The following is a 24,958-nucleotide window of genomic DNA, read 5'->3' as shown; positions in this document are numbered from 1 at the left end:
GGGCCGGGCGATGGCGGTTCGAAGGCGCGCGATGCTCACCCTCGGGCGTCGCACCGGCCGAGACGGGAACCAAGGTGCTTGCGGGCGCCTCCGCGTTGGCGCTATCTATGCGGCATGTCGTCGACGTCGCCCCCGCTGGACCCACGCGCCCGCCATCTGTTGCGCACGCTGATTTCGCGCTACATCCGCGACGGTGAGCCGGTGGGGTCGCAGACACTGGCCCGGCACGCGGGCCTGGAGGTCAGCCCGGCCACGATCCGCAACATCCTGGCCGAGCTCGAGGAAGTCGGGCTGCTGAGCTCGCCGCACACCTCGGCCGGCCGCATTCCCACCGCGCAGGGCTATCGGGTGTTCGTCGACAGCCTGGTGCAGGTGAAGTCGTTGGGCGAGGGCGAGGTGGCGCGATTGCGCTCCGAGTTGCCCAGTGGCGCCGGCACGCAGGCCCTGCTAGGCAATGCGTCCGAGCTGTTGTCGGCGATGACCCATTTCGTCGGGGTGGTCAGTGTGCCCCGGCGCGAACAGTTCGCCTTCCGCTACATCGACTTCGTGCCGTTGGATGGCAAGCGGGTGATGGCGATCCTGGTCTTCGCCGACAACGATGTGCAGAACCGGGTCATCGAAACGCGCAGATCCTATGAACGTTCCGAGCTCGAGCGCGTCTCCAACTACCTGAACATCCATTTCGCCGGCCGGCCGCTGGCGGACATCCGCGCCACCTTGCTGCGCGACCTGCGCAGCGCCCAGACCGAGATGGAAGGGCTGCTGGCCGAATCCATCGAGCTGGCCGAACAGGCGCTGGCCCCCCCGAACGACGACGTCGTCCTGGCAGGGCAGACCCGCCTGATGGGCGTGCAGGAGCTGTCCGACCTGGAGCGCCTGCGCGACCTGTTCGAGGCCTTCGCCCGCAAGCGCGAGATCCTGCAGCTGCTGGAGCGGACGATCCATGCGCCGGGCGTGCGCATCTTCATCGGTGAAGACACCGGCCTGGCCCCGCACGACGGCGTCTCGGTGGTGACGGCACCCTACATGGCGGGTGGCCAGGTGCTGGGCGTGCTGGGAGTGATCGGGCCCACGCGGATGGCCTATGACCGGGTGATTCCCGTGGTGCAGGCTGCGGCCGATGTGCTCGGGGCAGCCTTGAATCCGGAAACGCCGGCCCCATAGGTTCCCGGTTGGGCGGCTGGACCTGCCGCCAGGGAACCGAAATGAACGAACCGCACGATCACGACACCTCGCCGGGCGACGCGCCCGAGTCCCCCGATACCGACGCCGCCCTGCTGGCCGAGCTGGAAACGCTGCGCAACGAGCTGGACCAGCTGCGCGCCACCACGCTGCTGGAGCGCGCCGACCTGGAGAACCAGCGCAAGCGCGTGGCCCGCGACATCGAGCAGGCCCGCAAGTTCGCCAACGAGCGCCTGCTGGGCGACCTGCTGCCCGTGTTCGACAGCCTGGACGCCGGCCTGGCCGCGGCAGGCGCCGAACCGAATCCGCTCAAGGATGGCCTCGAACTGACCTTCAAGCAGTTGTTGAAGGTGGCGGGCGACAACGGTCTGGCCTTGCTGGACCCCACCGGCGAAGCCTTCAACCCCGAACACCACCAGGCCATCAGCCAGGCCGACGCCCCCGGCGCGGCGCCAGGCAGCGTCGTGCAGGTGTTCCAGAAGGGCTACGTGCTCAACGGCCGCCTGCTGCGCCCGGCCCTCGTGGTCGTGGCCAAGCACGACTGAACGACCTCGCGACGGCGCTTGAACCGCGCCATCGCACCCCTATATCGGGACCATCCACCCGGCTGATCGCCGGGTACAACATCAGCATTCGCTAGGGAGCGACATCCATCATGGGCAAGATCATCGGCATCGACCTGGGCACGACGAACTCGTGCGTGGCGATCATGGACGGCGGCAAGGCCCGCGTCATCGAAAACTCGGAAGGCGACCGCACCACGCCCTCCATCGTCGCCTATACCAAGGACGGCGAAGTGCTGGTCGGCGCCTCGGCCAAGCGCCAGGCCGTCACCAACCCGAAGAACACCTTCTACGCGGTGAAGCGCCTGATCGGCCGCAAGTTCACCGATGCGGAAGTGAAGAAGGACCTCGACCTGGTCCCGTACGACATCATCGCGCACGAGAACGGCGACGCCTGGGTGCAGACCAACGACGGCAAGAAGCTGTCGGCGCAGGAAATCTCCGCGCGCATCCTGGAAAAGATGAAGAAGACGGCCGAGGCCTTCCTGGGCGAAACCGTCACCGAAGCCGTCATCACCGTGCCGGCCTACTTCAACGACAGCCAGCGCCAGGCGACCAAGGACGCGGGCAAGATCGCCGGCCTGGACGTCAAGCGCATCATCAACGAGCCCACCGCGGCCGCGCTGGCCTATGGCCTGGACAAGGGTGAAGGCGGCGCCGACCGCAAGATCGTCGTCTACGACCTGGGTGGCGGCACCTTCGACGTGTCGATCATCGAGATCGCCAATGTCGACGGCGAGAAGCAGTTCGAAGTGCTGGCGACCAATGGCGACACCTTCCTGGGTGGCGAAGACTTCGACAAGCGCGTCATCGATTACCTCGTCGAGGAATTCCAGAAGGACCAGGGCATCGACCTGCGCAAGGATCCGCTGGCCCTGCAGCGCCTGAAGGACGCCGCCGAGCGCGCCAAGATCGAGCTGTCCAGCTCGCAGCAGACCGAAGTGAACCTGCCGTACGTCACTGCCGACGCCTCGGGCCCGAAGCACCTCAACATCAAGCTCACCCGCGCCAAGCTGGAAGCGTTGGTCGAAGACCTGGTGAAGAAGACGATCGAGCCGTGCCGCATCGCGCTGAACGACGCCGGCCTGCGCGCCAGCGACATCGGCGAAGTCATCCTCGTCGGCGGCCAGACCCGCATGCCGAAGGTGCAGCAGGCCGTGGCCGAGTTCTTCGGCAAGGAGCCGCGCAAGGACGTCAACCCCGATGAGGCCGTTGCGCTGGGCGCCGCGATCCAGGGTGGCGTGCTGGCCGGCGACGTCAAGGACGTGCTGCTGCTCGACGTGACCCCGCTGAGCCTGGGCATCGAGACGCTGGGTGGCGTGTTCACCAAGATCATCGAGAAGAACACCACCATCCCGACCAAGGCCTCGCAGACCTTCTCCACCGCCGAGGACAACCAGTCCGCGGTGACGGTGCACGTGCTGCAGGGCGAGCGCGAGCAGGCCCGCTTCAACAAGTCGCTGGCCAAGTTCGATCTGTCCGGCATCGATGCCGCGCCGCGCGGCATGCCGCAGGTGGAGGTGTCGTTCGACATCGACGCCAACGGCATCCTGCACGTGTCGGCCAAGGACAAGAAGACCAACAAGGAACAGAAGGTCGAGATCAAGGCCGGCTCGGGCCTGTCCGAGGACGAGATCGCGCGGATGGTGGCCGATGCCGAGGCGCATCGCGAGGAAGACAAGAAGTTCCAGGAACTGGTCCAGGCGCGCAACCACGCCGACGGCCTGATCCACGCCACCCGCAGCGCCATCACCGAGCACGGCAGCAAGGTGCCGGGCGATGTGATCGGCCGCGTCGAGTCGGCGATCGCCGAACTCGAGTCGGCGATGAAGGGCGATGAGAAGACCCAGATCGAAGCCAAGGCCAAGGCGCTCGAGGAGGCCGGCCAGTCGCTGTACGCGGCGGCCGCTTCCAGCGAACAGCCGGGTGCCGGTGGCGCGGGTGGCCCCTCTGCGCCGGCCGACGACGTGGTCGATGCGGAGTTCACCGAGGTGAAGGACGACAAGAAGTAATCCCGGCCCACGGGATGCGGCGAACGGGAGACGTGGCCTGCCACGGCCTCCCGTTTTGCCATCCGGCGACCCTGCGAGACCAGCCAGACAGCACATGAGCAAGCGCGATTACTACGAAGTCCTGGGCGTGGCCCGCGACGCCAGCGACGAAGACCTGAAGAAGGCCTATCGCCGCTGCGCGATGAAGCACCATCCCGACCGCAATCCTGGCGATGCCGCGGCCGAAGCGGCGTTCAAGGAGTGCAAGGAAGCCTACGAAGTGCTGTCGGACGGCGCCAAGCGCCGCACCTACGACGCGCATGGGCACGCCGCGTTCGAGCACGGCATGGGTGGCGCCGGCGGTCCCGGCGGCCCGGACATGGGCGATATCTTCGGCGACATCTTCGGCAACATCTTCGGCGGCGGTGGCGCGCGTGCCGCGCGGCGTGGCGCCGATGTCGGCTACGTGATGGAGCTCGACCTGGAGGAAGCGGTCGCGGGTGTCGAGAAGCGCATCGAGATCCCGTCGCTGGTCGCCTGCGAACCCTGCAAGGGCTCGGGCTCCGCGGATGGCAAGGTCGAGACCTGCAGCACCTGCGGCGGACGCGGCAACGTGCGCATGCAGCGCGGCATCTTCGCCATGCAACAGGCTTGTCCGGCCTGCGGCGGGCGCGGGCAGACCATCAAGAATCCCTGCACCGAGTGCCATGGCGCCGGTCGCGTGGAAGAAGAGAAGGTCCTGTCGGTCAAGATCCCGGCGGGCGTGGACAACGGTGACCGCATCCGCCTGACCGGCGAAGGCGAGGCGGGCCCGCCCGGCACGCCCCCGGGCGACCTGTACGTGGAAGTGCGCGTGCGCGAGCACGACATCTTCCAGCGCGATGGCGACGACCTGCATTGCGAGGTGCCGATCCGCATCTCGCAGGCGGCGCTGGGCGACACGATCCGCGTGCCCACGCTGCACGGCGAGGCGGAGATCCGCGTGCCTGCCGAGACGCAGACCGGCAAGCTGTTCCGCCTGCGCGGCAAGGGCGTGAAGTCGGTCCGCAGCCGCAGCGAAGGCGATCTCTACTGCCGCGTGGTGGTGGAAACCCCCGTCAACCTGACGACCGAACAGCGTGAGCTGCTGGAGAAGTTCGAGGCCACGTTCGTCGGCGACGAAGCGCGCAAGCATTCGCCCAAGTCCGCCACCTTCCTCGATGGCGTCAAGGGCTTCTGGGACCGCATGACGTCCTGAGCCCCCGCGACATCCCGCCGCCCGCGCCTGTGCGCGGCTTGTGGCATCCTGCGACGGCCCCGGCAACCCCGGGGCCGTTTTCATTCACGTCCACGAAGAAGGGAGATCGCGTGCGCATGAACATGGGGAAGGGGTGGGGATGGTTGGCACTGGTCGTCATGGCGCCCGCATGGGCGGCCGATGACAGGCCCCTGCAGGTCGAGCGCGAGTCGACGCGCTTCGTGCTCAATGCCGACGGCAGTTTCGTGCAGGAGCAGGAAACCGCGATCAAGGTGCTGAAGGACAGCGCCCTGGAAGCGGCCAAGGATGCGTCGGTCAGTTACAGCACCAGCATCCAGAAGGCCGAGGTGGTCGAAGCCTACACGTTGAAGCCCGACGGTCGCCGCGTCGATGTGCCGCGAGGCAACTACCAGGTGAGCAGCAGTTCGGGGCGGGAGGGCGATTCACCGATCTACTCCGACCAGACGACACTCACCGTCGTGTTCCCGGAGCTCGCCGTCGGCGACACCACGGTGTTCACCTACCGGGTGACCGCAACGCAGCCGATGTTCCCTGGCCACTTCTCGGTGATCCGCAACTACAGCCCCGCGGCGTACTACGGCGACGTCAAGGTGACCATCGATGCGCCGGAGGCCATGCAGGCGACGTGGCGCAACTGGCAGATGACGCAGCCCGCCGTCGAAACACGAGACGGCCGCCGGATCGTCCGCTGGCAATGGAGCAACCGCCAGCCGGTCGACCGCGAGAGCTTGCGCGATACGGTCTTCACCGCCGATCGCTATCCGGGCTACGCGTTCTCCACCTTCGCCAGCTATGCCGACATCGCGGCGGCCTATGGTGGTCCGGCCAACGCCAAGGCTGCGCTGACGCCCCGGTTACGCACGCTCGCCGCGGAGATCGCGGGCAAGAGCAAGGACCCGCGCGAGACGGCGAAGAAGCTCTACGAATGGGTCTCCACGAAGATCACCTATGCAGGCAACTGCATCGGCTTGGGCGCGGTGGTCCCGCGCGACCTGGACGTGGTGCTCGACAACCGCATGGGCGATTGCAAGGACCATGCGACCCTGCTGCAGGCCTTGCTGAAGGCGCGCGGCATCGACAGCACCCAGGCGCTCATCAACGCTGGCGGTACGTACACGTTGCCGGACATCCCGGTCGCGTCGGTCGTCAACCACGTGATCAACTACATCCCCAGCCTTGATCTTTACGTGGACTCCACCGCGGCGACGGTGCCCTTCGGCAGCCTGCCGGACGGTGCGGCGGGCAAGCCGGTGTTGCTGGTGGATGGGCATCGCGATGGCACCACCACGCCGGTGACGCAGGTGGGTTCGGAATCGCAGAAGCTGCGCACGACCCTCCGGATCCAATCGGACGGTTCGATCAAGGGATCGCAGCGGGTCGAGTTGAGCGGACGCATGGCCGTGGCGGCGCGCGCGCAGTTCCGCAACGTCGGCGCCAGCGACGCCGACAAGCTGGTACGCAATTACTTCCGCGGGAACGCGCTGAACGCGAGCGGCAAGGTGACGTACGACGACCCCGTGCCGATGCTCGAAACCTTCAACATGGATGCCGACTTCGAAGTCGACCGGATGCTCCCCACGAGCGGCGGCTTCCAGGTGCAACCGTGGTTCCTCAGTTTCACCCCGGTCTCCATGCTGGTCGCCTCGCAACTTGGCGATCCGGACCAGCCCGCGGGCGAGAGCAGCTGTGGTGCCTATCACTCGGACGAGGAGTACACCTTCGAGTTTCCGGCATCGATGCGGATCGTCGCCGTACCGAAGGACGTCAGTGTGCGCGAAGGTACGCTCAGCTACGTCTCGACGTTCCGGCAGGAGGGCGCTCGCCTGCATGTACGGCGCACGCTGGACGACCGCACGCCGGGCCCGGTGTGCTCGCCGGAGTACAACGACGGCTTCGCCCGGGTCATGCGCAAGATCATGCCCGACCTGCGTGCGCAGGTGGTCTACCTGACCGGGGAAGGAGCGGTGCAGCAGTGAATACCGCCGAATGCCGCGCGTGACGCCCACACTTAACCCACTGATCGGCATCGTCGGCAGCGCCGGTGCGTACGGGCAATGGCTGGCGCGGTTCTTCCGCGCGCGGATGAGCCTGGAGGTCATCGGTCATGATCCGGCCGATGCCTCGAGCGTGGACGAGGTGGAGCTGGTCGCGCGCGCCGACGTACTCGTGTTCTGCGCTCCCATCCGCCACACAGCGGCCCTGATTGCCCGCTACGTCGATATCGCCGGCGGCACGGAATCGGGGCGGTTGTGGTTGGACGTGACCTCCATCAAGGCGGCGCCTATCGCGGCAATGCTCGCCTCGGGGGCCGAGGTCGTGGGCCTGCATCCGATGACCGCACCGCCGAAGGCGCCGACGCTGAAAGGCCGGGTGATGGTGGTCAGCGAGGCGCGACTGGTGACCTGGCGACCCTGGGTCGCATCGTTGCTCGCTGCGCTGGAGGCCGAATGCGTGCAGGCCTCGCCCGAACAGCATGACCGCGTGATGGCGCTGGTACAGGCGATGGTCCATGCCACCCATCTGGCGCAGGCCGGCGTACTGCGCAACGAAGCCGCGCACACTGGCGACCTGGCGGCGCTGATGCCATTCCGCTCGGCGTCGTTCGAAATGGATGCCGCCATCATCGCCCGCATCCTGTCGCTCAACCCCGCGATCTACGAGGACATCCAGTTCGGCAATCCCTACGCGGGCGACGTGCTGGCGTCGCTGGGCCGGCAGATCGGGCGCATGGCCGAACTGGTGGGGGAGGGGAGCGATGCGGCACGCACTGCGTTCCGCCGGGAATTCCTTGCCGACAACCACGACGCGATCGGCGCCGCGATGCTCGCGGAAAGCAACTACAGCTACGAGCGGATCGGGTACCTGTTGGCGGACCTCGCCGGGCGCGAAGCGCTCAGCGTGCACCTTCCGCAAGATCGGCCCGGTTCGCTGCGTGCGCTGCTGCACGTGTTCGAACGGCATGGCGTCAGTTTGTCGTCCATCCATTCTTCGCGTACGCCGGATGGCGAAGTGCATTTCCGTATCGGATTCGATGCGGACTTGGATGGCGAGGCATTGGCGCGTGCCGCGGGCGAGATAGATTCCCGTGGTTTGGGCAGGGTATTGCCATGAATTTGAAGACCACCACGACGACATGCGTCATCGAAGACGTCCTCGTCGGCAAGGCCGTGCCGTTCACGCGTGCCGGGAGCGTCAGTGCGATCGCCAAGGCGAGCGTGCGTGGGCCTCAACGTGTCACCACGTTGGGGCTGGCCAGCGATGAGCAGGGTGACCTGCGGGTTCATGGCGGTCCCGACAAGGCAATCCATCACTATCCCCACGATCACTACACGGCGTGGCGTGAGGACGTCGGGCCCCATCCGTTGTTGGCAAAGGCAGGCGCATTCGGTGAGAACATCAGCACGACGGGGATGACCGAAGCCGACGTGTGCCTGGCGGATCGCTTCCGGTTGGGCTCGGCGCTGGTGGAAGTTTCGCAGTCGCGCCAACCCTGCTGGAAATTGTCCGACCGTTTCGAGATTCCGGACATGGCGCGCCGCGTGCAGGACACCGGGCGTACGGGGTGGTACTACCGTGTGATCGACGCGGGGCAAGTGCAACAAGGCGACGCCATCGTGCTGGAAGCGCGCCCATATCCCGCGTGGCCGCTTTCCCGCTTCATCGACCTGCTGTATCAGCGCGCCATCGAGGTCGACGTTCTGCATGACCTGCTTGCGCTGCCGTTGGTGCCGTCATGGCGAATCCTGTTCGAGCGGCGGCTGGAGCGTGGTGCGGTGGAGAACTGGCAGAAACGGCTGACCGGCGTGGCGCCCGCGGATTGAAACCCGGTTTCGGGCGGCCCTTTCCCGTAAACGCGTTTACTCGACATCGAGCTACGGGGCGCTCTAGCATCACGACCTCAATGCATCGGGGCATGCATCATGTTCATCGTCCGCAAGGAGTGTCGGAGATGAGTCGGGATCGAAAAATAACGTCCTTGTCTTCCGTGCGGCTGGCGCCATCGACATCGGGCGCGACGGTGTCCGATGAAGAAGCCATTGCGCTGCTCACGCGCATCGTCGCGGCACAGGGAGAAATAGCGGCGGCCGGCCCCGAACCGCAGGACGTGGTCGATGCCATCACGCACCGCGCTCAGGAACTGACGGGCTCTGCGGGCGCCGTGCTCGAGATCCGGGATGGCGACCTGATGCGTTACTGGTCGGCCAGTGGCATCGCCCAAAGCCAGATCGGGATGACGCTGCCCGTCGAAGGCAGCCTGTCCGGGCGGTGCATCACCGAAGCCTGCGTGTTGCGTTGCGATGACAGCGAGGAAGACCCGCGGGTCAATCGAGAGGCCTGCCGCCACGTGGGCCTGCGATCGATGCTGGTCGCGCCCCTTCGGTTCCGCGGACAGGTTGTCGGTGTGCTGAAGGTGCTCGCCGCTACGCCGAACGCCTACGACGACACCGCCAGCAAGACGCTGGAGCAGTTGAGCACGCTGGTGGCCGCCAGCATGTACAAGGCGATCGAGCATGCGCAGATGCGCGCGGCGCTCGAGGCGCGCATGGGGCAGGGCGAGCGTGATCGCAAGCAGGTGCACGATGCCCGCGAGCGTTTGCTGCAAGTGTTGGAGGAACGGCAGATCACGATGGCGCTCCAGCCCATCATCCGCCTCGCCGACGGCGCAGTCGCCGGTTATGAGGCCCTCGCGCGTTTCCCCCTGGAGTACGACCTGTCCACGGGGCGCTGGTTCGAGGATGCCGCGCGCAGCGGGCTCAGTGTCGAACTCGAGCTCGCCGCCGCCGCCGCGGCGTTGACCCATCTGGCGGCGCTGCCGACGGAGGCCTTCCTCTCCATCAACATCTCGCCCGAAACCGCGTGCAGTGAGCGCTTGAGGCACCTCATCGCGGGACACGACCCGTATCGCCTCGTCCTGGAAGTGACCGAGCACACCGCAGTGGACGACTACGCGCGCTTGAACAAATGTCTGTCGGCCTTGCAGGAGACGGGTGTACGCATCGCGGTGGACGATACCGGTGCCGGCTTCGCGAGTCTGCGGCACGTGCTGCGGCTTGCGCCGGACATCATCAAGCTCGACATCACCCTGGTGCGCGAAGTGGACCAGCGGCCGCGCATGCAGGCGCTCATCGCCGCGCTGTTGACGTTCGCGCAAGGCACGCAGGCTGACCTGATCGCCGAAGGCGTGGAGAACGAGCGGCAATTGGAGACACTCAAGGCCCTCGGCGTCCCGTTCGCGCAGGGCTTCCATCTGGGATATCCGCAGACGCCCTGAGTCGCGGGGCTACGCCGATGCGCGAGGGGCCGCTACCATGGCCCCATGAACGCTGCCCCCACACGCTTGCTCATCCACGGTGCCTCCGGCCGAATGGGCCAGGCCCTGCTTCGCCTCGCCGCCGAGCAGCCCGCCCTCTACACCGTCGTTGCCGCCGTGACCCGTCGTTCCCCAGCGCAGCGCGTCGTGGACGGCGTGCCGCATTTCGCCGCGGCGGAATTGTCGGGCGTGCCCGCGTTCGACGTGGCAATCGATTTCAGCCTGCCCGAAGGCTTCGACCCGATACTGGCGCTGTGCGTCGAGCGGGGCCTGCCGCTGGTGTCCGGTACGACGGGTATCGACGAAACCCAGCAGGGGGCGCTGGCAACGGCCGCAACGCGCATTCCGCTGGTCTGGGCGACCAATTTCAGCCTGGGCGTCGCGGTGCTCGCGGAGTTGGTGGAGCGCGCGGCGGCCGCGCTGCCGGGGTGGGACGTGGATATCGTCGAGTCCCACCATATCCACAAGAAGGACGCACCCTCCGGCACCGCGCTTACCCTGGGCCAGGCAGCGGGCAGTGCCGGGCAGGCGGTGCATTACGCCAGCCTCCGGGCGGGTGACATCGTGGGGGAACATACGGTGCAGTTTGCGGGGCTCGGCGAGCGGATCGAGTTGACGCACCGGGCTACCCACCGCGACATCTTCGCGAGAGGCGCGCTGCATGTGGCGCGGATGTTGGCTGGCCGCGCGCCCGGCGCTTACCGCGTGCGCGACCTGCTGGATTGACACGTGGCGTCGCGCGCCGCGCCGCTGTTCAACCTGAACACGCAGCCCCGCCGGGATGCCCGTTTCCCGCGGCCGGGTGCAAAAAACGGTGGCGCTGAACAGGGCTTCCCCGTACAATTCCCGCTCGCCTGTTACCCATCGCCACGGACCGGATGAACGCCGCGTCTGCGGTTTCTTGCAGCCGCAAGTTGGTGGGGCAGGGTTCCTTCACCCCAAGGCGAACCCCGTGACTCGACCCGCAATTCTCGTACTCGAAGACGGCACTGTATTCGAGGGCGAATCCGTAGGCGCAGATGGCCTTTCGGTCGGCGAAGTGGTGTTCAACACCGCGATGACCGGCTACCAGGAGGTCCTGACGGACCCGTCCTACGCCCGCCAGCTCGTCACCCTGACGTACCCCCATATCGGCAACACCGGCTGCACAGACCAGGACGACGAAGCGTCGAAGGTCTGGTGCGCCGGCCTGATCGTGCGCGACGTGCCGCGCCGCCCCAGCAGCTGGCGCAACCAGCAGGCCCTGCCGGAGTGGCTGCAAACCCGCGGCATCGTGGCCATCGCCGGCATCGACACCCGCAAGCTGACCCGCCTGCTGCGCGAGCGCGGCGCTCAGAACGGCGCGTTGATGGCCGGCGACGGCATCGACGTCGAGAAGGCGCTGGAAGCCGCGCGCAAGTTCCCCGGCCTGAAGGGTATGGACTTGGCCAAAGTGGTCACCACCGACAAGGCCTACCCCTGGCGCGACGGGCAGTTGGACCTGGACCGCAATGCCTTCATCCAGGCGCCTGCGAAGTACAAGGTCGTGGCCTACGACTTCGGCGTGAAGCACAACATCCTGCGCATGCTGGCCGAGCGGGGCTGCGACGTCACCGTGGTGCCGGCGCAGACCAGCGCAGCCGACGTGCTGGCGCTGCAGCCGGACGGTGTATTCCTGTCCAATGGCCCGGGCGATCCGGAGCCTTGCGACTACGCGATCACCGCGATCCGCGAGTTCATCGCGCAGAAGACACCGACCTTCGGCATCTGCCTCGGTCACCAGTTGCTGGCGCTCGCCGCCGGCGCGAAGACCATGAAGATGGGCCACGGCCACCACGGCGCCAACCATCCGGTCCAGGATCTCGACAGCGGCCGCGTGATGATCACGTCGCAGAACCATGGCTTCGCCGTGGATGAAGCCTCGCTGCCGGCGAACGTGCGGGTGATCCACCGTTCGCTGTTCGACGGCACCAACCAGGGCATCGAGTTGACCGACGCCCCCGCATTCTCGTTCCAGGGCCATCCGGAAGCGTCTCCGGGGCCGCATGACGTCGCACCGCTGTTCGACCGTTTCGTTGCCTGCATGGAGCAGGCGCGGTCATCGTGAGGGGGATGGCCCAGCGCCATCGATTGTCCGTACCGGGCGGCGGGGGACGCCGCCCCATCTCAGGGAGTGGAAGATGAAAGTGATGGTCCGTCTGTTGCTGCTGCTGGCCTTGCTGCCACTGCAGGGTTTCGCGCGTGAAGTGCCGATCCAGGATTTCTTCAAGGATCCGCAATTCACCACCGTCTCGCTATCGCCCGATGGCAAGCACATGGCGATCAATGTGCCGCAGGCCGACAGGACACTGCTGGCAGTCGTCCGGGTTGCCGACCAGGCAGTGGTCGGAAAGTTCGACTACGGCGAGAACCGGCACTTTCGGCAGGTGTACTGGGTCAACGACAACCGCCTCCTGTTCGTCGTGACCTTCAAGACGGGTCGTTTCGATTTCGAGACGGCGCGGGGCGACATGTATGCGGCCAACATCGATGGTACGGGTCGGCTCGACATACCCAACGGAAACACCTACAGCATCGTTGATTTGACCCCCGAGGATCCGGACACGATCCTGGTCCAGCGCTCCGTCGAGACCTCGTTCCTCTTCAAATTGAACGTCAATAATGGCCGCATCATGAATGTGGCCAGCGCACCGGTCGAGCAAGGCAGCTTCTTGGTCGACCATGATCGCAAGGTGCGCTTTGTCGCGGGCGCCATGAACGACGGTCGCAACGTCACTTACCGACGCGATGGCGACAAGTGGAACCTGGTGCACGAGAGCGAGCGCAATGGCGCGACGTACTATCCGCTGGGCTTCGATGCGCAGAACAAGCGGGTCTACATGGCGAAGGGCGCAGATGGAAAGCCTGAATCCATCGTGCTGCTCGATGTCGATACCCGCGCCGAAACATTGCTCTCGAACAACGGTACTGTCAGCCCTTCCGGCTATCTCTGGAGTGCCGACCGCAAGACGCTGCTGGGCGTGTGGTACGAAGATGGCATTCCCTATTGGGATTGGGTGGCTCCCGATCATCCGGAAACCAAGGTCTACGCCGGGCTCGCCAAGGCATTCCCGGGCAAGGCCGTGCGCTTCCAGCGCGCTTCGGACAATGGTCGTTATCTGATGATGCAGGTGTACTCCGATGTCCAAGCGCCCGAGGCGTACCTGTTCGATCGTCAGACCGGCCAGGCGCAGTTCCTGACCGCCAGCATGGGCTGGATCAAGTCGGAAGAGATGTCGCCGATGAAACCGATCGTAGTGAAGGCCCGCGATGGGCTCGAACTGCACGGCTATATCACCATTCCCAAGGGCAGCAATGGCAAGAAATTGCCGTTGATCATCAATCCGCACGGTGGTCCGCACGGGCCGCGCGACGAGTGGGGTTTCAATCCGGAAGTACAGCTGTTCGCGAACCGCGGTTACGCCGTCCTGCAGATGAACTACCGCGGTTCGGGCGGTTACGGCAATGCGTTCGAGGGCATGGGTTACCGCAAGTGGGGTACGACCATGCAGGACGATCTGACTGACTCTGTGAAGTGGGCGATCGCCCAAGGCATCGCGGATCCGAATCGTGTTTGCATCTATGGCGCCTCATATGGTGGCTACGCGGCGTTGATGAGCGTGGTACGCGAACCCGACCTGTACCGCTGCACCGTCGGCTACGTTGGCGTCTACGATCTCGATGCGCAGCGCGATGCGGATTTCATGGGCCATGAAAGCGGCCGCAACTATCTGAAGGACGTCTATCCGCCGACGGCCGCCGAACGCATGGCGCAGTCGCCCGCCTTCGGCGTAGAACGCATCAAGGCGCCGATCCTGCTGGTGCACGGCGAGAAGGATGTGCGCGTGCCGATCAAGAACATGCATTTCCTGATCTCGCAGCTGGCCAAGGTCGGCAAGAAGCCGGACGACGTGATCGTGGAAAAGAAGGAAGCGCACGGATTCCGCGACCTTCAGAACAACGTCAACCTCTACTCCAAGATGCTGGCGTTCTTTGACAAGTACATCGGGCCCAAGGCGCAACCCGCCGCGGCTCAGTAACCCTGGAAGCAGTCCCCCATGCCCAAGCGCAACGACCTCAAAACCATCCTGATCATCGGTGCAGGCCCGATCGTCATCGGCCAGGCCTGCGAATTCGATTATTCCGGCGCCCAGGCGTGCAAGGCGTTGCGCGAGGAGGGGTATCGGGTGGTGCTGGTCAACAGCAATCCCGCGACCATCATGACCGACCCTGAGATGGCGGACGCGGTCTACATCGAGCCGATCAACTGGCAGACGGTCGAGAAGATCATCGCCAAGGAGAAGCCCGATGCGCTGCTGCCCACCATGGGCGGACAGACCGCGCTGAACTGCGCCTTGGACCTGGCGGACAACGGGGTGCTCGAGAAGTACGGCGTCGAACTGATCGGCGCCAAGCGCGACGCCATCCGCATGGCGGAAGACCGCGAGCTGTTCCGCGTGGCGATGGGCGAGATCGGACTGGAGTGCCCGAAGGCCGCGGTCGCCCACACGCTGGAGGAAGCGCTAGAGATCCAGACCCGCGTCGGCTATCCCACCATCATCCGCCCCAGCTTCACGCTGGGCGGAAGCGGCGGTGGCATCGCCTACAACCGGGAAGAGCTGGTCGACATCGTCACCCGCGGCCTGGAACTGTCGCCGACGACCGAAGTGCTGGTGGAAGAGTCGGTGCTGGGCTGGAAGGAGTTCGAGATGGAAGTTGTCCGCGACACCGCGGACAACTGCATCATCGTCTGCTCCATCGAGAACCTGGACCCGATGGGCGTGCACACCGGCGACAGCATCACCGTCGCACCGGCGCAGACGCTGACCGACAAGGAATACCAGCGCCTGCGTGACGCGTCCATCGCGGTGCTGCGCAAGATCGGCGTGGACACCGGCGGCTCGAACGTGCAGTTCGGTATCAATGCGCAGACCGGCCGTGTGGTCGTCATCGAAATGAACCCGCGCGTGTCGCGTTCGTCGGCGCTGGCGTCCAAGGCGACCGGCTTCCCGATCGCCAAGGTCGCCGCCAAGCTGGCGGTGGGCTATACGCTGGATGAGCTGAAGAACGAGATCACCGGCGGCAAGACGCCGGCCTCGTTCGAGCCGGCGATCGACTACGTCGTCACCAAGATCCCGCGCTTCGCGTTCGAGAAGTTCCCGCAGGCCGATGCCCGTCTCACCACCCAGATGAAGTCGGTGGGCGAGGTGATGGCGATGGGTCGCACCTTCCAGGAATCGCTGCAGAAGGCGCTGCGCGGCCTGGAAACCGGCAAAGTTGGTCTCGACCCCACCGGACTGGACCTGGCCGACGAAGACGATCTGGCCAAGCTGCGCCGCGAGCTGAAGGCGCCGGGTCCGGAACGTTTGTTCTACGTAGCCGACGCTTTCCGTGCCGGCATGAGCGTCGAGCAGGTGCATGCGCTGTCGTTCATCGACCCCTGGTTCCTCGACCAGATGGAAGAGATCATCGCGGCCGAGCAGCAGCTCGCCGCCGATGGCCTGGGTTCGCTGGACAAGGCGCGCATGCGCCGCCTGAAGCGCATGGGCTTCTCCGATGCGCGCCTGGCCCAGCTGGCCGGCACCGACGAGGCCGCCGTGCGCGTGCTACGCAAGGCGCTGGGCGTGAAGCCGGTCTACAAGCGGGTGGACTCCTGCGCGGCCGAGTTCGCTACGAGCACCGCATACCTGTATTCGACCTACGAGGACGAGTGCGAGGCGCACCCCACCGGTCGCGAGAAGATCATGATCCTCGGCGGCGGCCCCAACCGCATCGGTCAGGGCATCGAGTTCGATTACTGCTGCGTGCACGCGGCGCTCGCGCTGCGCGAAGACGGGTTCGAGACCATCATGGTCAACTGCAACCCGGAAACCGTGTCCACCGACTACGACACCTCGGATCGCCTGTACTTCGAGCCACTGACGCTGGAAGACGTACTGGAAATCGTCGAACTCGAGCAACCGAAGGGCGTCATCGTCCAGTACGGTGGCCAGACGCCGCTGAAGCTGGCGCGCGCGCTCGAAGCCAACGGCGTGCCCGTCATCGGCACCAGCCCCGACTCGATCGACCTGGCCGAGGACCGTGAGCGCTTCCAGCAGCTGGTCGACAAGCTGGGCCTGAAGCAGCCGCCGAACCGCATCGCCCGCAACGACCAGGAAGCCCTGCTGCTGGCGCGCGAGATCGGCTATCCGCTGGTGGTGCGCCCGTCCTACGTACTGGGCGGCCGTGCGATGGAAATCGTGTACGGCGAATCCGACCTCGCGCGCTACGTGCGCGATGCGGTCAAGGTCTCCAATGATTCGCCGGTGCTGCTGGACCGCTTCCTCGACAACGCGGTCGAAGTGGACGTGGACATCATCGCCGACGCCGAAGGCAACGTGCTGATCGGCGGCGTGATGGAGCACATCGAAGAAGCCGGCGTGCACTCGGGCGACTCCTCGTGCTCGCTGCCGCCGTATTCGCTGTCGGCGAAGACGCAGGACGAGCTGCGTCGCCAGGTGGTCGAGTTGGCCAAGGCCCTGAAGGTCGTCGGCCTGATGAACACCCAGTTCGCCATCCAGGCGAGCGAGGACGGCAGCGACGACATCGTTTACCTGCTGGAAGTGAACCCGCGCGCTTCGCGCACCGTGCCGTTCGTCTCCAAGGCCACCGGCATGCCGCTGGCCAAGATCGCGGCCCGCTGCATGGCGGGCAAGACGCTGGCCGGGCAGGGCGCCACGAAGGAAATCGTCCCCGACTACTATTCGGTCAAGGAAGCGATCTTCCCGTTCGCCAAGTTCCAGGGCGTGGACCCGATCCTCGGGCCGGAGATGCGCTCCACCGGTGAAGTGATGGGCGTGGGCCGCAGCTTCGGAGCCGCCATGGCGCGCGCGCAGGAAGCCGGGGGCATCAAGGCGCCGCCAGTGGGCAAGGTGTTCATCTCGGTGCGCGATCCCGACAAGAAGCGCGTGCTGCCGGTGGCGCAGGAACTGGTCGCCCGCGGTTACTCCATCGTCGCCACCGCAGGCACCGCGGCGTGGCTGCGCGAGCGTGGCATCGACTGCACCCAGATCAACAAGGTGCTGGAAGGCCGACCGCACGTGGTGGACCTGATCAAGAACGGCGAAATCGTGTATATCGTCAACACCACGGAAGGACGCCAGGCGATCGCCGACTCCTTCTCCATCCGGCGCGAGGCCCTGCAGCACCGCGTCACCTATTCGACCACCGTCGCCGGCGCCAAGGCGCTGGTGCATTCGCTGGAATACCGCGGCACGGGCCCGGTGCTGGCGTTGCAGGAACTGCACAAGGAGCTTCAAGGGTGAGAGCCCCATTGACGATGCAGGGCGCACAGCGCCTGCGCCAGGAACTGGACCTTCTGAAGACGGTCAAGCGTCCGGAAGTGATCGCCGCGATCGCCGAGGCGCGTGCGCACGGCGACTTGAAGGAAAACGCCGAGTACCACGCCGCCCGCGAGCAGCAGGGCTTCATCGAAGGCCGCATCAAGCAGTTGGAAGGCGAGCTTTCGCATTCCGAGATCATCGACGTGAGCAAGCTCAATGCCGGCTCGCGCATCGTGTTCGGCGCGAAGGTGGTGCTGGCGGACGTGGATACCGACGAAGAGAAGCGCTACCAGGTCGTCGGCGATCTTGAGGCCGATATCAAACTGGGCCTGATCGCGATCTCCTCGCCGCTGGCCCGCGCCCTGATCGGCAAGCACGAAGGCGATTCGGTCACCATCGATGCGCCGGCCGGCCAGCGCGAGTACGAAATCGTCGGCGTCTCGTACAGCGACGACTGAGCCCCGATGGCCCAGGCCACCCTGCTGCTGCCCACGCGCACGCGCCTTGTCGGGCAGGCGCTGCCCGATGACGTGGCACGGGCCTTGGGCCGCAGCGACAGCCGTCAGGTGGATGCGGGCGAGCGCGCGCAGTTGCGGCGCCAGTTCCACCTGGTGCCCGATCACTGGCCGATCGCGGCGTTGACCCGCCAGCACGATGCGGGCGATGCCGCGGGTGCGCGCTGGTTGCGCGCGGATCCCGTGCGGGTGTCGCCCGACATGACCGGCGCGCGCATGCTCGCGCATGGCGAATCGCTCGGCCTTTCGGCGGAAGATGCGGCGAACCTGTTGCCAGTGCTCAAGCCCCTGTTCGGCGACGCGGGCATGCTGCTGGATGCCCCGCATCCGGCGCGCTGGTATCTGCGCCTGCCGCTGGATGCGCAGTTGCCCGAGTTCGTACCGGTGGACGACGTGCTGGGCGACGACCTGTTCGCGCACCTGCCGCACGGCGATGCAGGTCGACGCTGGCGAGCCTTGCTGAGCGAGGCGCAAGTACTGCTGCACAACCACCCTTGGAACGCGCAGCGCGTGGCCCAGGGCAAGCCGCCGGTCAATTCGCTGTGGTTCTGGGGCGCGGGCACGCTGCCGGATTTCGTCCGCACCGGTTTCCGCCAGGTGAAGGGCAATGACGTGTTGCTGCAGGCGCTGGCGCAGTCGGCGGGCGTGGATGCCAGCCATGCGGGTGGCGAGGGTGGGGTGGATGCGCTGATCGACCTGCGCCATCTGCGCAACCTCGACCTGCTGTGCCGCGATGCGCTGCGTCCGTTGCTGGAGGCTTTGAAGAAGGGTGAGCTCGATACGTTGACGTTGGATTTCGAGGACGGCGCCTTGTTCGCGCTTCGCCGCGACCAGCGTTGGCGATTCTGGCGCCGCGCGTTGTCGCGCCTGGACACGGTGCGTCCCGACCACGTGCCGGCATGAGGTCCGACGCGCGGATCCGGCGACGCGACGCCGGCGCGGCAGGCACCTGGCCCGCGAGCGTGCCCATCCTGCTGCAGCGGGTGTATGAAGCTCGCGGCGCGAGTTCGATGGAGCAGGCGCAGCCCAGGCTTGCCCAACTCCTGCCCCCCGATCTGCTCGGTGGCATGGACGCTGCCACGGCGCTGTTGGCCGACGCCATCGTCGCCAATCGCCACATCGTCATCGTCGGCGATTTCGACTGCGATGGCGCCACGGCATGCGCGGTCGGTGTGCGCGGCCTTTGCCTGCTGGGGGCTCGACGGGTCACGCCGGCGGTACCCAACCGCATGGTCCATGGCTACGGGTTGTCACCTTCATTGGTCGAGGAGCTGGACGCGCTATCGCCCGAGCTGCTGGTCACCGTCGACCACGGCATTGCGTGCCATGCAGGCATCGCCGCGGCCAAGGCGCGCGGCTGGCAGGTGTTGGTGACCGATCACCATCTGCCCGGTGAGGCGTTGCCGCCGGCGGATGCCATCGTCAATCCCAACCTGCGCGGCGATCCGTTCCCCAGCAAGGTGCTGGCGGGCGTGGGCGTGATGTTCTACGTGCTGCTCGCGCTACGGCGCGTGCTGCGCGAGCGCGGCGCGTTCGACGGTCCCGAGCCTGATCTTTCGTCGCTGCTCGACTTGGTCGCCGTCGGCACCGTCGCGGACCTTGTACCCCTGGATGCCAACAACCGTGCGCTCGTCGGGGCGGGCCTGCGCCGCTTGCGTGGGGGCCAGGCCTGCGCAGGATTGCAGGCCTTGATCCATGTCGCCGGTCGTGACGCAGCGCGGCTCACCGCGGCGGATATCGGCTTCTCCATCGCGCCGCGCCTGAACGCAGCAGGCCGATTGGAAGACATGGCCCTCGGCATCGCCTGTTTGCTGACCGACGATGCCACCCAGGCTGGCGAGATGGCCCGCGTGCTGGACGGCATCAATGCCGAGCGTCGTGGCGTCCAGCAGCAGATGGTGGACGAAGCACAGGCCGCGCTGGCGCGCATCGACGTCGAGGGCACCGTACCCCTCGCGCCGTGCCTGTTCGATCCGGAGTGGCATCCGGGCGTGGTCGGGTTGGTGGCCTCGAAGATCAAGGAGCGCCTGCATCGCCCGGTGATCGCATTCGCACCCGCCGAGCCTGGTAGCCATGTTCTGCGCGGATCGGCGCGCTCCATCCCAGGGTTCCACATCCGTGATGCGCTGGCCGCGATCGATGCGGCGAACCCGGGTTTGATGCAGCGTTTCGGTGGTCATGCGATGGCGGCCGGGTTGTCGCTGGACGAAAGCGCATTGCCCGCCTTCCGTGAAGCCTTCCACGAGCAGGCCTCGAAGCTGCTCGATGACGCGATGTTGCAGGAAGTGCTGCTGAGCGATGGCGAGTTGCTGTCCGATGAACTCGATCGCGTCCATGCCGACGCGCTGCGCAGCGCCGGGCCTTGGGGGCAGGGGTTCCCCGAGCCGATGTTCGACGGCCGTTTCGACGTGCTGGATTGGCGCGTGATCGGTGAGAAACACCTGAAGTTCTCGCTGCGTCTGTCCGGCCACGCCGCACCGCTCAATGCGATCCACTTCAACGGCTGGCACGACCGGCCACCGCCCAGCCGCATCCATGCGGCCTACCAGTTGGAGACCGACGACTGGCAGAACCGTCGCGGCATCCAGTTGCTGATCCGGCATTGGCAAGCCGCGGACTGAGCCTTCACGCGTCTGACGCGGCCAGAGGTGCGGACGCCGATGCACGCGCGTCGGCTTTTCTCTTTAGGCCGAACAATGGCCGCAACACGCCGATCCTGCGTATCGCCTCGTAACCTGCGAAGCAGGCGGCAAAGGTGATCGCGACCAGCAGCAGGCCTTCCGCCAGCGGCGGAATCGCCAGGGGCTTGAGATGGTGCGCGACCACCACCGTGACCGTCTGGTGCAGGATGTAAACCGGGAACACCGCCGGCACCAGATAGCGAAGCAGACGACTATCCCCGGGGTTCCATTGTCGTGCGAAGCCGAGCACGGCGACGATGGCGCACCATTGGTCCAGTCCCCACACCAGCCTCATGGCCATCCGCAGCAGCTCGGGCGGCTGCACGCCGTCGAAGCGGACGAAGTAAGCGATCAGCCCCGCCCAGCTCGCCAGCCAGAGCGCCAGCGCGATCCAGCGCACACGGGCCATGGCGTCCCATATCCCGTCCTTCCTTGCGATCAGGAAGCCCAACAGGAACACGCTGAAGTACTGCGCGTGGTTGTACCAATCGTCAACCAACGCGTGCGTCTGTTCGAAACGACCCACCAGCGCCACGCGCACCGCACCCAGGAACACCGCCGGCCACACGAGTATCCCGAGGCCGGCCAACGGCCGATCCAGCGCGGTGCCCACGGCTGCCAGCACGCGCGGCAACACGCGCCACAGGCACCAGAGCAACACCGTGTAGCACCACAGGTAGGCGACGAACCACAGGTGGTTCCAGGTCGGCACGTCAAGGCAACCGTCGCTGTCGCAGAACCCGTCGTAGCCGGTCAGGTAGCGGCGATAGAAGGCCAGATAGCCCTCGTGGTAGCCCCCGGGAAGTTGCTCGACGACTTCGTAGTAGGACTGCGGGGGCACGATCACCAGCATGCCGAAGACCAGCGGCAGCAGCAGGCGCCACGAACGGCCGCCCAGGAAGCGTGCAGGCCGCCCTTCAGCGGTTGCGCCACGCTGGACCTTCTCGAGCAGGAAGGCGGTAGCGGCGCCCGAGACGAGGAACAGCAGCGCCAACCGCCACGGCGAGCTGAGCAGCATGAACGGCTCCAGCGCATCGCTGGCGGCAGGGCTTTTCACGTGCCAGTCCCAGGTCACGTAGTACATGCCCACGTGGTAAAGCACCAGCAGCCCGAAGGCACAGACGCGAACCCAATCCAAGTCGTGGCGGCGTTGCATGAGAGATTCCATCGTCGGCGGAGGTGCCAGCGTGGGTCGTCCTCGCATGCGGGGCCATCGCGAAGGGACATGTCGGGCGGGTTGTGGGGCGAGTGGAGGGCATGCGGGGACGAATCGCGAAGGCGCTTGCAGGGCCCAGGGCTAGAATGCGCGCATGACCGACCGCGCCACGCTTTCCTACGAACGCTACCTGCCCTGGAGGCGCGTGGCGGAGGTCGGCTTCTGGGTCGCGATGACCGGTGCGAACTGCATCGCCAACAGCATCACGACCCTGATGGAGCTGCGGCGGGGCGAGTCCTCGATCCAGGCGTGGGAACCGGCGGTGTGGGAAACCAGCAGTGCGGTCATGTGGTTGCTGGTGGTGCTGCCGGCCATGGCGTGGTTCACCCGGCGCTACCCGTTCCAATGGGGCGACTGGCGTCGACAGCTGGCGCGGTATGCGGTCGCCAGCATCGTGGTCTGCCTCGTGCACGTGGTGGGCATGGTGCTGCTCCGCATGGCCGTGTACCGGACGCAGGGCATGTCCTACGAGTTCGGTCCCTGGCCGCGGGAACTGCTTTACGAATACCTGAAGGACATTCGCAGCTTCGCCTACATCGTGCTGACCATGGAGGCTTACCGCCTGCTGCTGCGACGTTGGCAGGGCGAAGCCAGCCTGCTCTCGGAACCGGACGAAGGCCCGGCCCTTGAGCCGGTGGACCGCCCCGAACGCTTCCTGATCCGCAAGCTGGGGCGCGAATTCCTCGTTGCGGCGAACGATATCGAGTGGCTGCAGGCAGCAGGCAACTACGTCAACCTGCGCGTGCGTGGCCACGACTACCCGCTGCGCAGCACGATCGCGGGCATCGAGTCCCGCCTCGATCCCCGCCGCTTCGCGCGCATCCATCGCAGCTATGTGGTGGCGCTGGACCATGTCGCGTCCATCGAGCCGCTGGATACCGGCGACGCGCGCGTGCACCTGCGCGACGGCACCACGCTGCCCTGCAGTCGGCGTTATCGGCAGGACCTGCGGGCGCGCACCGGCGCGGAGCCGGCGTAGACGATCAGGCCGCCCGCATGACCACGTTGGGCAGGCGTTCGATGGCGTAGCTCGCCATCAGATCCACGTGGCCACCACGCACGGCGCTCTCGGGCTCTTCCAGTACGCCAGCGGCGCTGGTCCCATCGGGCAGCGTGCGGCCCCACAGACCCGCCCATGCATTCCGACGGTCCTTGGCGGCGTAGAGCGCACGGTCTGCCAACCGAATGGCGTACTCCCAGCCTTCACGGCCCTCCTCGAAGAATGGGAACGGCGCGAAACCCAACGAAACGGTGAGATCCCAGGCGCGTCCCGGCGCGAGTTCGCGGGCTCCGCCAAGACGCTCGTGCAGGCGCGCGGCAACCGTGCAGGCCTGTGCCGCGGTGAGGTCGGGGCAGGCCATCAGGAACTCCTCGCCACCCCAACGGGCAATCACATCGCCCGGGCGGCACAGGGCGCGAAGCGCATCGGCGATGTCCACCAGCACATCGTCGCCCGCGTGATGACCGAAGCCGTCGTTGACCTTCTTGAAATGGTCGATATCGATCAGGAACAGCACATGGCGCATGCCGGGAGAGGCGCGCTGCGCCGACATGGCCTGCAGGGCGTCGCCGGCGGCGCGGCGGTTGCGCAGGCCGGTGAGCGGGTCGGTTGCGCTGACGGTGCGTAGCTGGCGGTTCTTGCGCCGTTGCAGCAGTCCGAAGCCGACGCCCGCGACCACCAGCAAGCCCAGCAAGGCGCCGCCGGCCCGGCGCAGCAGGCGTGCCTTGTCGTCGTTGAGGGCGCTGATCTGCGCCTGATGGCGCAGTTGTTCCAGTTCGCGCTGCGCATCGGCGCTCTCGCTGCGCGCCTGCAGGTCGGCCAGCAGCTCGAGACGCTGCTGCTTCAGCGATTCCATCTCCAGCGCATGCAGGCGCGAACCGACCGCGAGCGCCTGGTCCGACTGGCCCATCGCCGCATGCGCGGCCATCCATGCCAGCAGTACCTCACGCTGCTTCTGCGGCTGCGGCTGGCCATCGACCAGTGCCCAGGCACGTCGCGCGGTCGCGAGCGCGCCAGGCGCATCGCCCGACTGCCGCTGCAGGATCGAACGCTTCGCCAGCGAGCCGGCCAGGCCGGGGAAATCGTGGCTGGCTTCCTGCGAGCGGATGGCGGCGTCGAGCAACGGTTTGGCCTGCGTCCGCTTGCCCTGCAGGATCCAGAGGCCAGCACGCTCCGCATGCAGGCGGTCCAGCACGGCGTGCGCCTGCTTGGCCTTGGCCATGGCCTCGCCTTGCGTGATGACGGCCATGGCTTCGGTATTGCGGCCGAGCGAGATCAGGTTCAGCGCATGGTTGTGGAGGATGAGGGGATCTTCGAGCCCGACCGTGGCCGCGACGGCCAGCGCCTTGCGGTAGTACTCGTCGGCCACGTCGGGTGAATCGAGGTAATCCGCGTGGATCAGGCCGATGTTGGTCAGGGTGGCAGCCTGCACCAGCGCGGCGTCGCGCGCATCCAGCCGTGACGACACTTCGTAGGCGCGCAGGTACGCCGCTTCCGCACTGTGGATGTGTCCGGCGCCCTGGTAGATGGAACCGGCCTGCGAATAGGCACGCATCTTCAGGTCGGGCGTCAGGTCGGGGCGCTCGCCCACGCGGCGTTCCATGCGCTCGGCCGCGATGAGCGCCTGTTCCGGTTCGCCGCTCAGGCCGGCCGCGATGCCGAGGCAACTGAGCGTCTTGAGTTCGTCCTCGAGCGACAGGTCGGTCGCCTGCAGCAGACGGTGCGCGAGCGCGACCGCCTTCACCGGTTCGTCGCGACGAATCTTCAGGCACAGGCCGACCTGCGCAGCACGGTCTTCGGCAGGTGCCGCCGCGGACGAGGGCAGGGTGACCAGCATTGCCAGGGCGAGCAAGCCCGACAGCAGGGAACGGGACGACGGAGCAGGGAGGGACATGGCCGGC

Annotated in this window: 18 protein-coding genes; 16 read left to right on the top strand and 2 right to left on the bottom strand. The window is 66.5% G+C overall.

Features of this window, described 5'->3' with window-relative positions; translation table 11 throughout:
- Nucleotides 1-114 precede the first annotated feature (114 nt).
- The 15 genes from hrcA (at nt 115) to recJ (ending at nt 20,781) form a co-directional block, all read left to right on the top strand.
- The gene (gene hrcA, locus ACSION_RS11690; protein ID WP_435306010.1) at nt 115-1,164 is read left to right on the top strand and encodes a heat-inducible transcriptional repressor HrcA; all 1,050 of its coding nucleotides are present in this window, start codon (nt 115-117) and stop codon (nt 1,162-1,164) included.
- Between the two features lie 41 nt (nt 1,165-1,205).
- A complete protein-coding gene (gene grpE, locus ACSION_RS11685; protein ID WP_435306009.1) occupies nt 1,206-1,727 on the top strand; it encodes a nucleotide exchange factor GrpE in 522 nt (173 codons plus the stop codon).
- A 110-nt stretch (nt 1,728-1,837) separates the two neighbouring features.
- Nucleotides 1,838-3,757 (top strand): molecular chaperone DnaK, encoded by a 1,920-nt coding sequence (dnaK, locus tag ACSION_RS11680; RefSeq protein WP_093486087.1) that lies wholly within the window; start codon nt 1,838-1,840, stop codon nt 3,755-3,757.
- A 94-nt stretch (nt 3,758-3,851) separates the two neighbouring features.
- Complete coding sequence (gene dnaJ, locus ACSION_RS11675; protein WP_093486085.1) at nt 3,852-4,973, top strand: molecular chaperone DnaJ; 1,122 nt, start codon at nt 3,852-3,854, stop codon at nt 4,971-4,973.
- Nucleotides 4,974-5,089: 116 nt separating this feature from the next.
- Complete coding sequence (locus ACSION_RS11670; RefSeq protein WP_435306008.1) at nt 5,090-6,970, top strand: DUF3857 domain-containing transglutaminase family protein; 1,881 nt, start codon at nt 5,090-5,092, stop codon at nt 6,968-6,970.
- Nucleotides 6,971-6,989: 19 nt separating this feature from the next.
- Entirely contained in the window at nt 6,990-8,105 is a 1,116-nt protein-coding gene (locus ACSION_RS11665) for a prephenate dehydrogenase (protein ID WP_435306007.1), read from the top strand.
- Nucleotides 8,102-8,815 carry an MOSC domain-containing protein gene (locus tag ACSION_RS11660; RefSeq protein ID WP_435306006.1) on the top strand — a complete coding sequence of 238 codons (714 nt, stop codon included), beginning with the start codon at nt 8,102-8,104 and terminating at the stop codon, nt 8,813-8,815. The genes ACSION_RS11665 and ACSION_RS11660 overlap by 4 nt, the downstream gene beginning before the upstream one ends.
- 128 nt (nt 8,816-8,943) lie before the next feature.
- Nucleotides 8,944-10,266: an EAL domain-containing protein gene (locus ACSION_RS11655; RefSeq protein ID WP_435306005.1), complete on the top strand. Its 1,323-nt coding sequence runs from the start codon at nt 8,944-8,946 to the stop codon at nt 10,264-10,266.
- 45 nt (nt 10,267-10,311) lie between these two features.
- Nucleotides 10,312-11,031, top strand: coding sequence for a 4-hydroxy-tetrahydrodipicolinate reductase (dapB, locus tag ACSION_RS11650; RefSeq protein WP_435306004.1), 720 nt, complete (start codon nt 10,312-10,314; stop codon nt 11,029-11,031).
- A gap of 226 nt (nt 11,032-11,257) precedes the next feature.
- On the top strand, nt 11,258-12,391 hold the full coding sequence (carA, locus tag ACSION_RS11645) for a glutamine-hydrolyzing carbamoyl-phosphate synthase small subunit (protein WP_435306003.1): 1,134 nt from the start codon (nt 11,258-11,260) through the stop codon (nt 12,389-12,391).
- Between the two features lie 73 nt (nt 12,392-12,464).
- On the top strand, nt 12,465-14,363 hold the full coding sequence (locus tag ACSION_RS11640) for an alpha/beta hydrolase family protein (RefSeq protein ID WP_435306002.1): 1,899 nt from the start codon (nt 12,465-12,467) through the stop codon (nt 14,361-14,363).
- 18 nt (nt 14,364-14,381) lie between these two features.
- Complete coding sequence (gene carB, locus ACSION_RS11635; RefSeq protein ID WP_435306001.1) at nt 14,382-17,627, top strand: carbamoyl-phosphate synthase large subunit; 3,246 nt, start codon at nt 14,382-14,384, stop codon at nt 17,625-17,627.
- A gap of 8 nt (nt 17,628-17,635) precedes the next feature.
- Nucleotides 17,636-18,103: a transcription elongation factor GreA gene (gene greA / locus ACSION_RS11630; RefSeq protein WP_175502069.1), complete on the top strand. Its 468-nt coding sequence runs from the start codon at nt 17,636-17,638 to the stop codon at nt 18,101-18,103.
- A gap of 6 nt (nt 18,104-18,109) precedes the next feature.
- A complete protein-coding gene (locus ACSION_RS11625) occupies nt 18,110-19,063 on the top strand; it encodes a phosphoglycerate mutase (protein ID WP_435306000.1) in 954 nt (317 codons plus the stop codon).
- Complete coding sequence (gene recJ / locus ACSION_RS11620) at nt 19,060-20,781, top strand: single-stranded-DNA-specific exonuclease RecJ (RefSeq protein ID WP_435305999.1); 1,722 nt, start codon at nt 19,060-19,062, stop codon at nt 20,779-20,781. The genes ACSION_RS11625 and recJ overlap by 4 nt, the downstream gene beginning before the upstream one ends.
- Before the next feature lie 4 nt (nt 20,782-20,785).
- Here recJ and ACSION_RS11615 read toward each other — a convergent pair whose 3' ends face one another.
- On the bottom strand, nt 20,786-21,997 hold the full coding sequence (locus tag ACSION_RS11615) for an acyltransferase family protein (RefSeq protein ID WP_435305998.1): 1,212 nt from the start codon (nt 21,995-21,997) through the stop codon (nt 20,786-20,788).
- Nucleotides 21,998-22,151: 154 nt separating this feature from the next.
- Between ACSION_RS11615 and ACSION_RS11610 the strand changes: the two genes are divergently transcribed.
- Nucleotides 22,152-23,036 carry a LytTR family DNA-binding domain-containing protein gene (locus tag ACSION_RS11610; protein WP_435305997.1) on the top strand — a complete coding sequence of 295 codons (885 nt, stop codon included), beginning with the start codon at nt 22,152-22,154 and terminating at the stop codon, nt 23,034-23,036.
- Nucleotides 23,037-23,040: 4 nt separating this feature from the next.
- On the opposite strand, the gene ACSION_RS11605 is transcribed toward ACSION_RS11610, so the two are convergent.
- The gene (locus ACSION_RS11605) at nt 23,041-24,951 is read right to left on the bottom strand and encodes a diguanylate cyclase domain-containing protein (RefSeq protein ID WP_435305996.1); all 1,911 of its coding nucleotides are present in this window, start codon (nt 24,949-24,951) and stop codon (nt 23,041-23,043) included.
- Between the last annotated feature and the right edge of the window lie 7 nt (nt 24,952-24,958).

It is taken from the genome of Pseudoxanthomonas sp. LjRoot125, assembly GCF_964252705.1.
In the GTDB taxonomy this organism is placed as follows: domain Bacteria; phylum Pseudomonadota; class Gammaproteobacteria; order Xanthomonadales; family Xanthomonadaceae; genus Pseudoxanthomonas_A.
The sequence above is the reverse complement of the archived record's forward strand: the minus strand, read 5'-3'. Positions and strand labels throughout refer to the sequence as shown.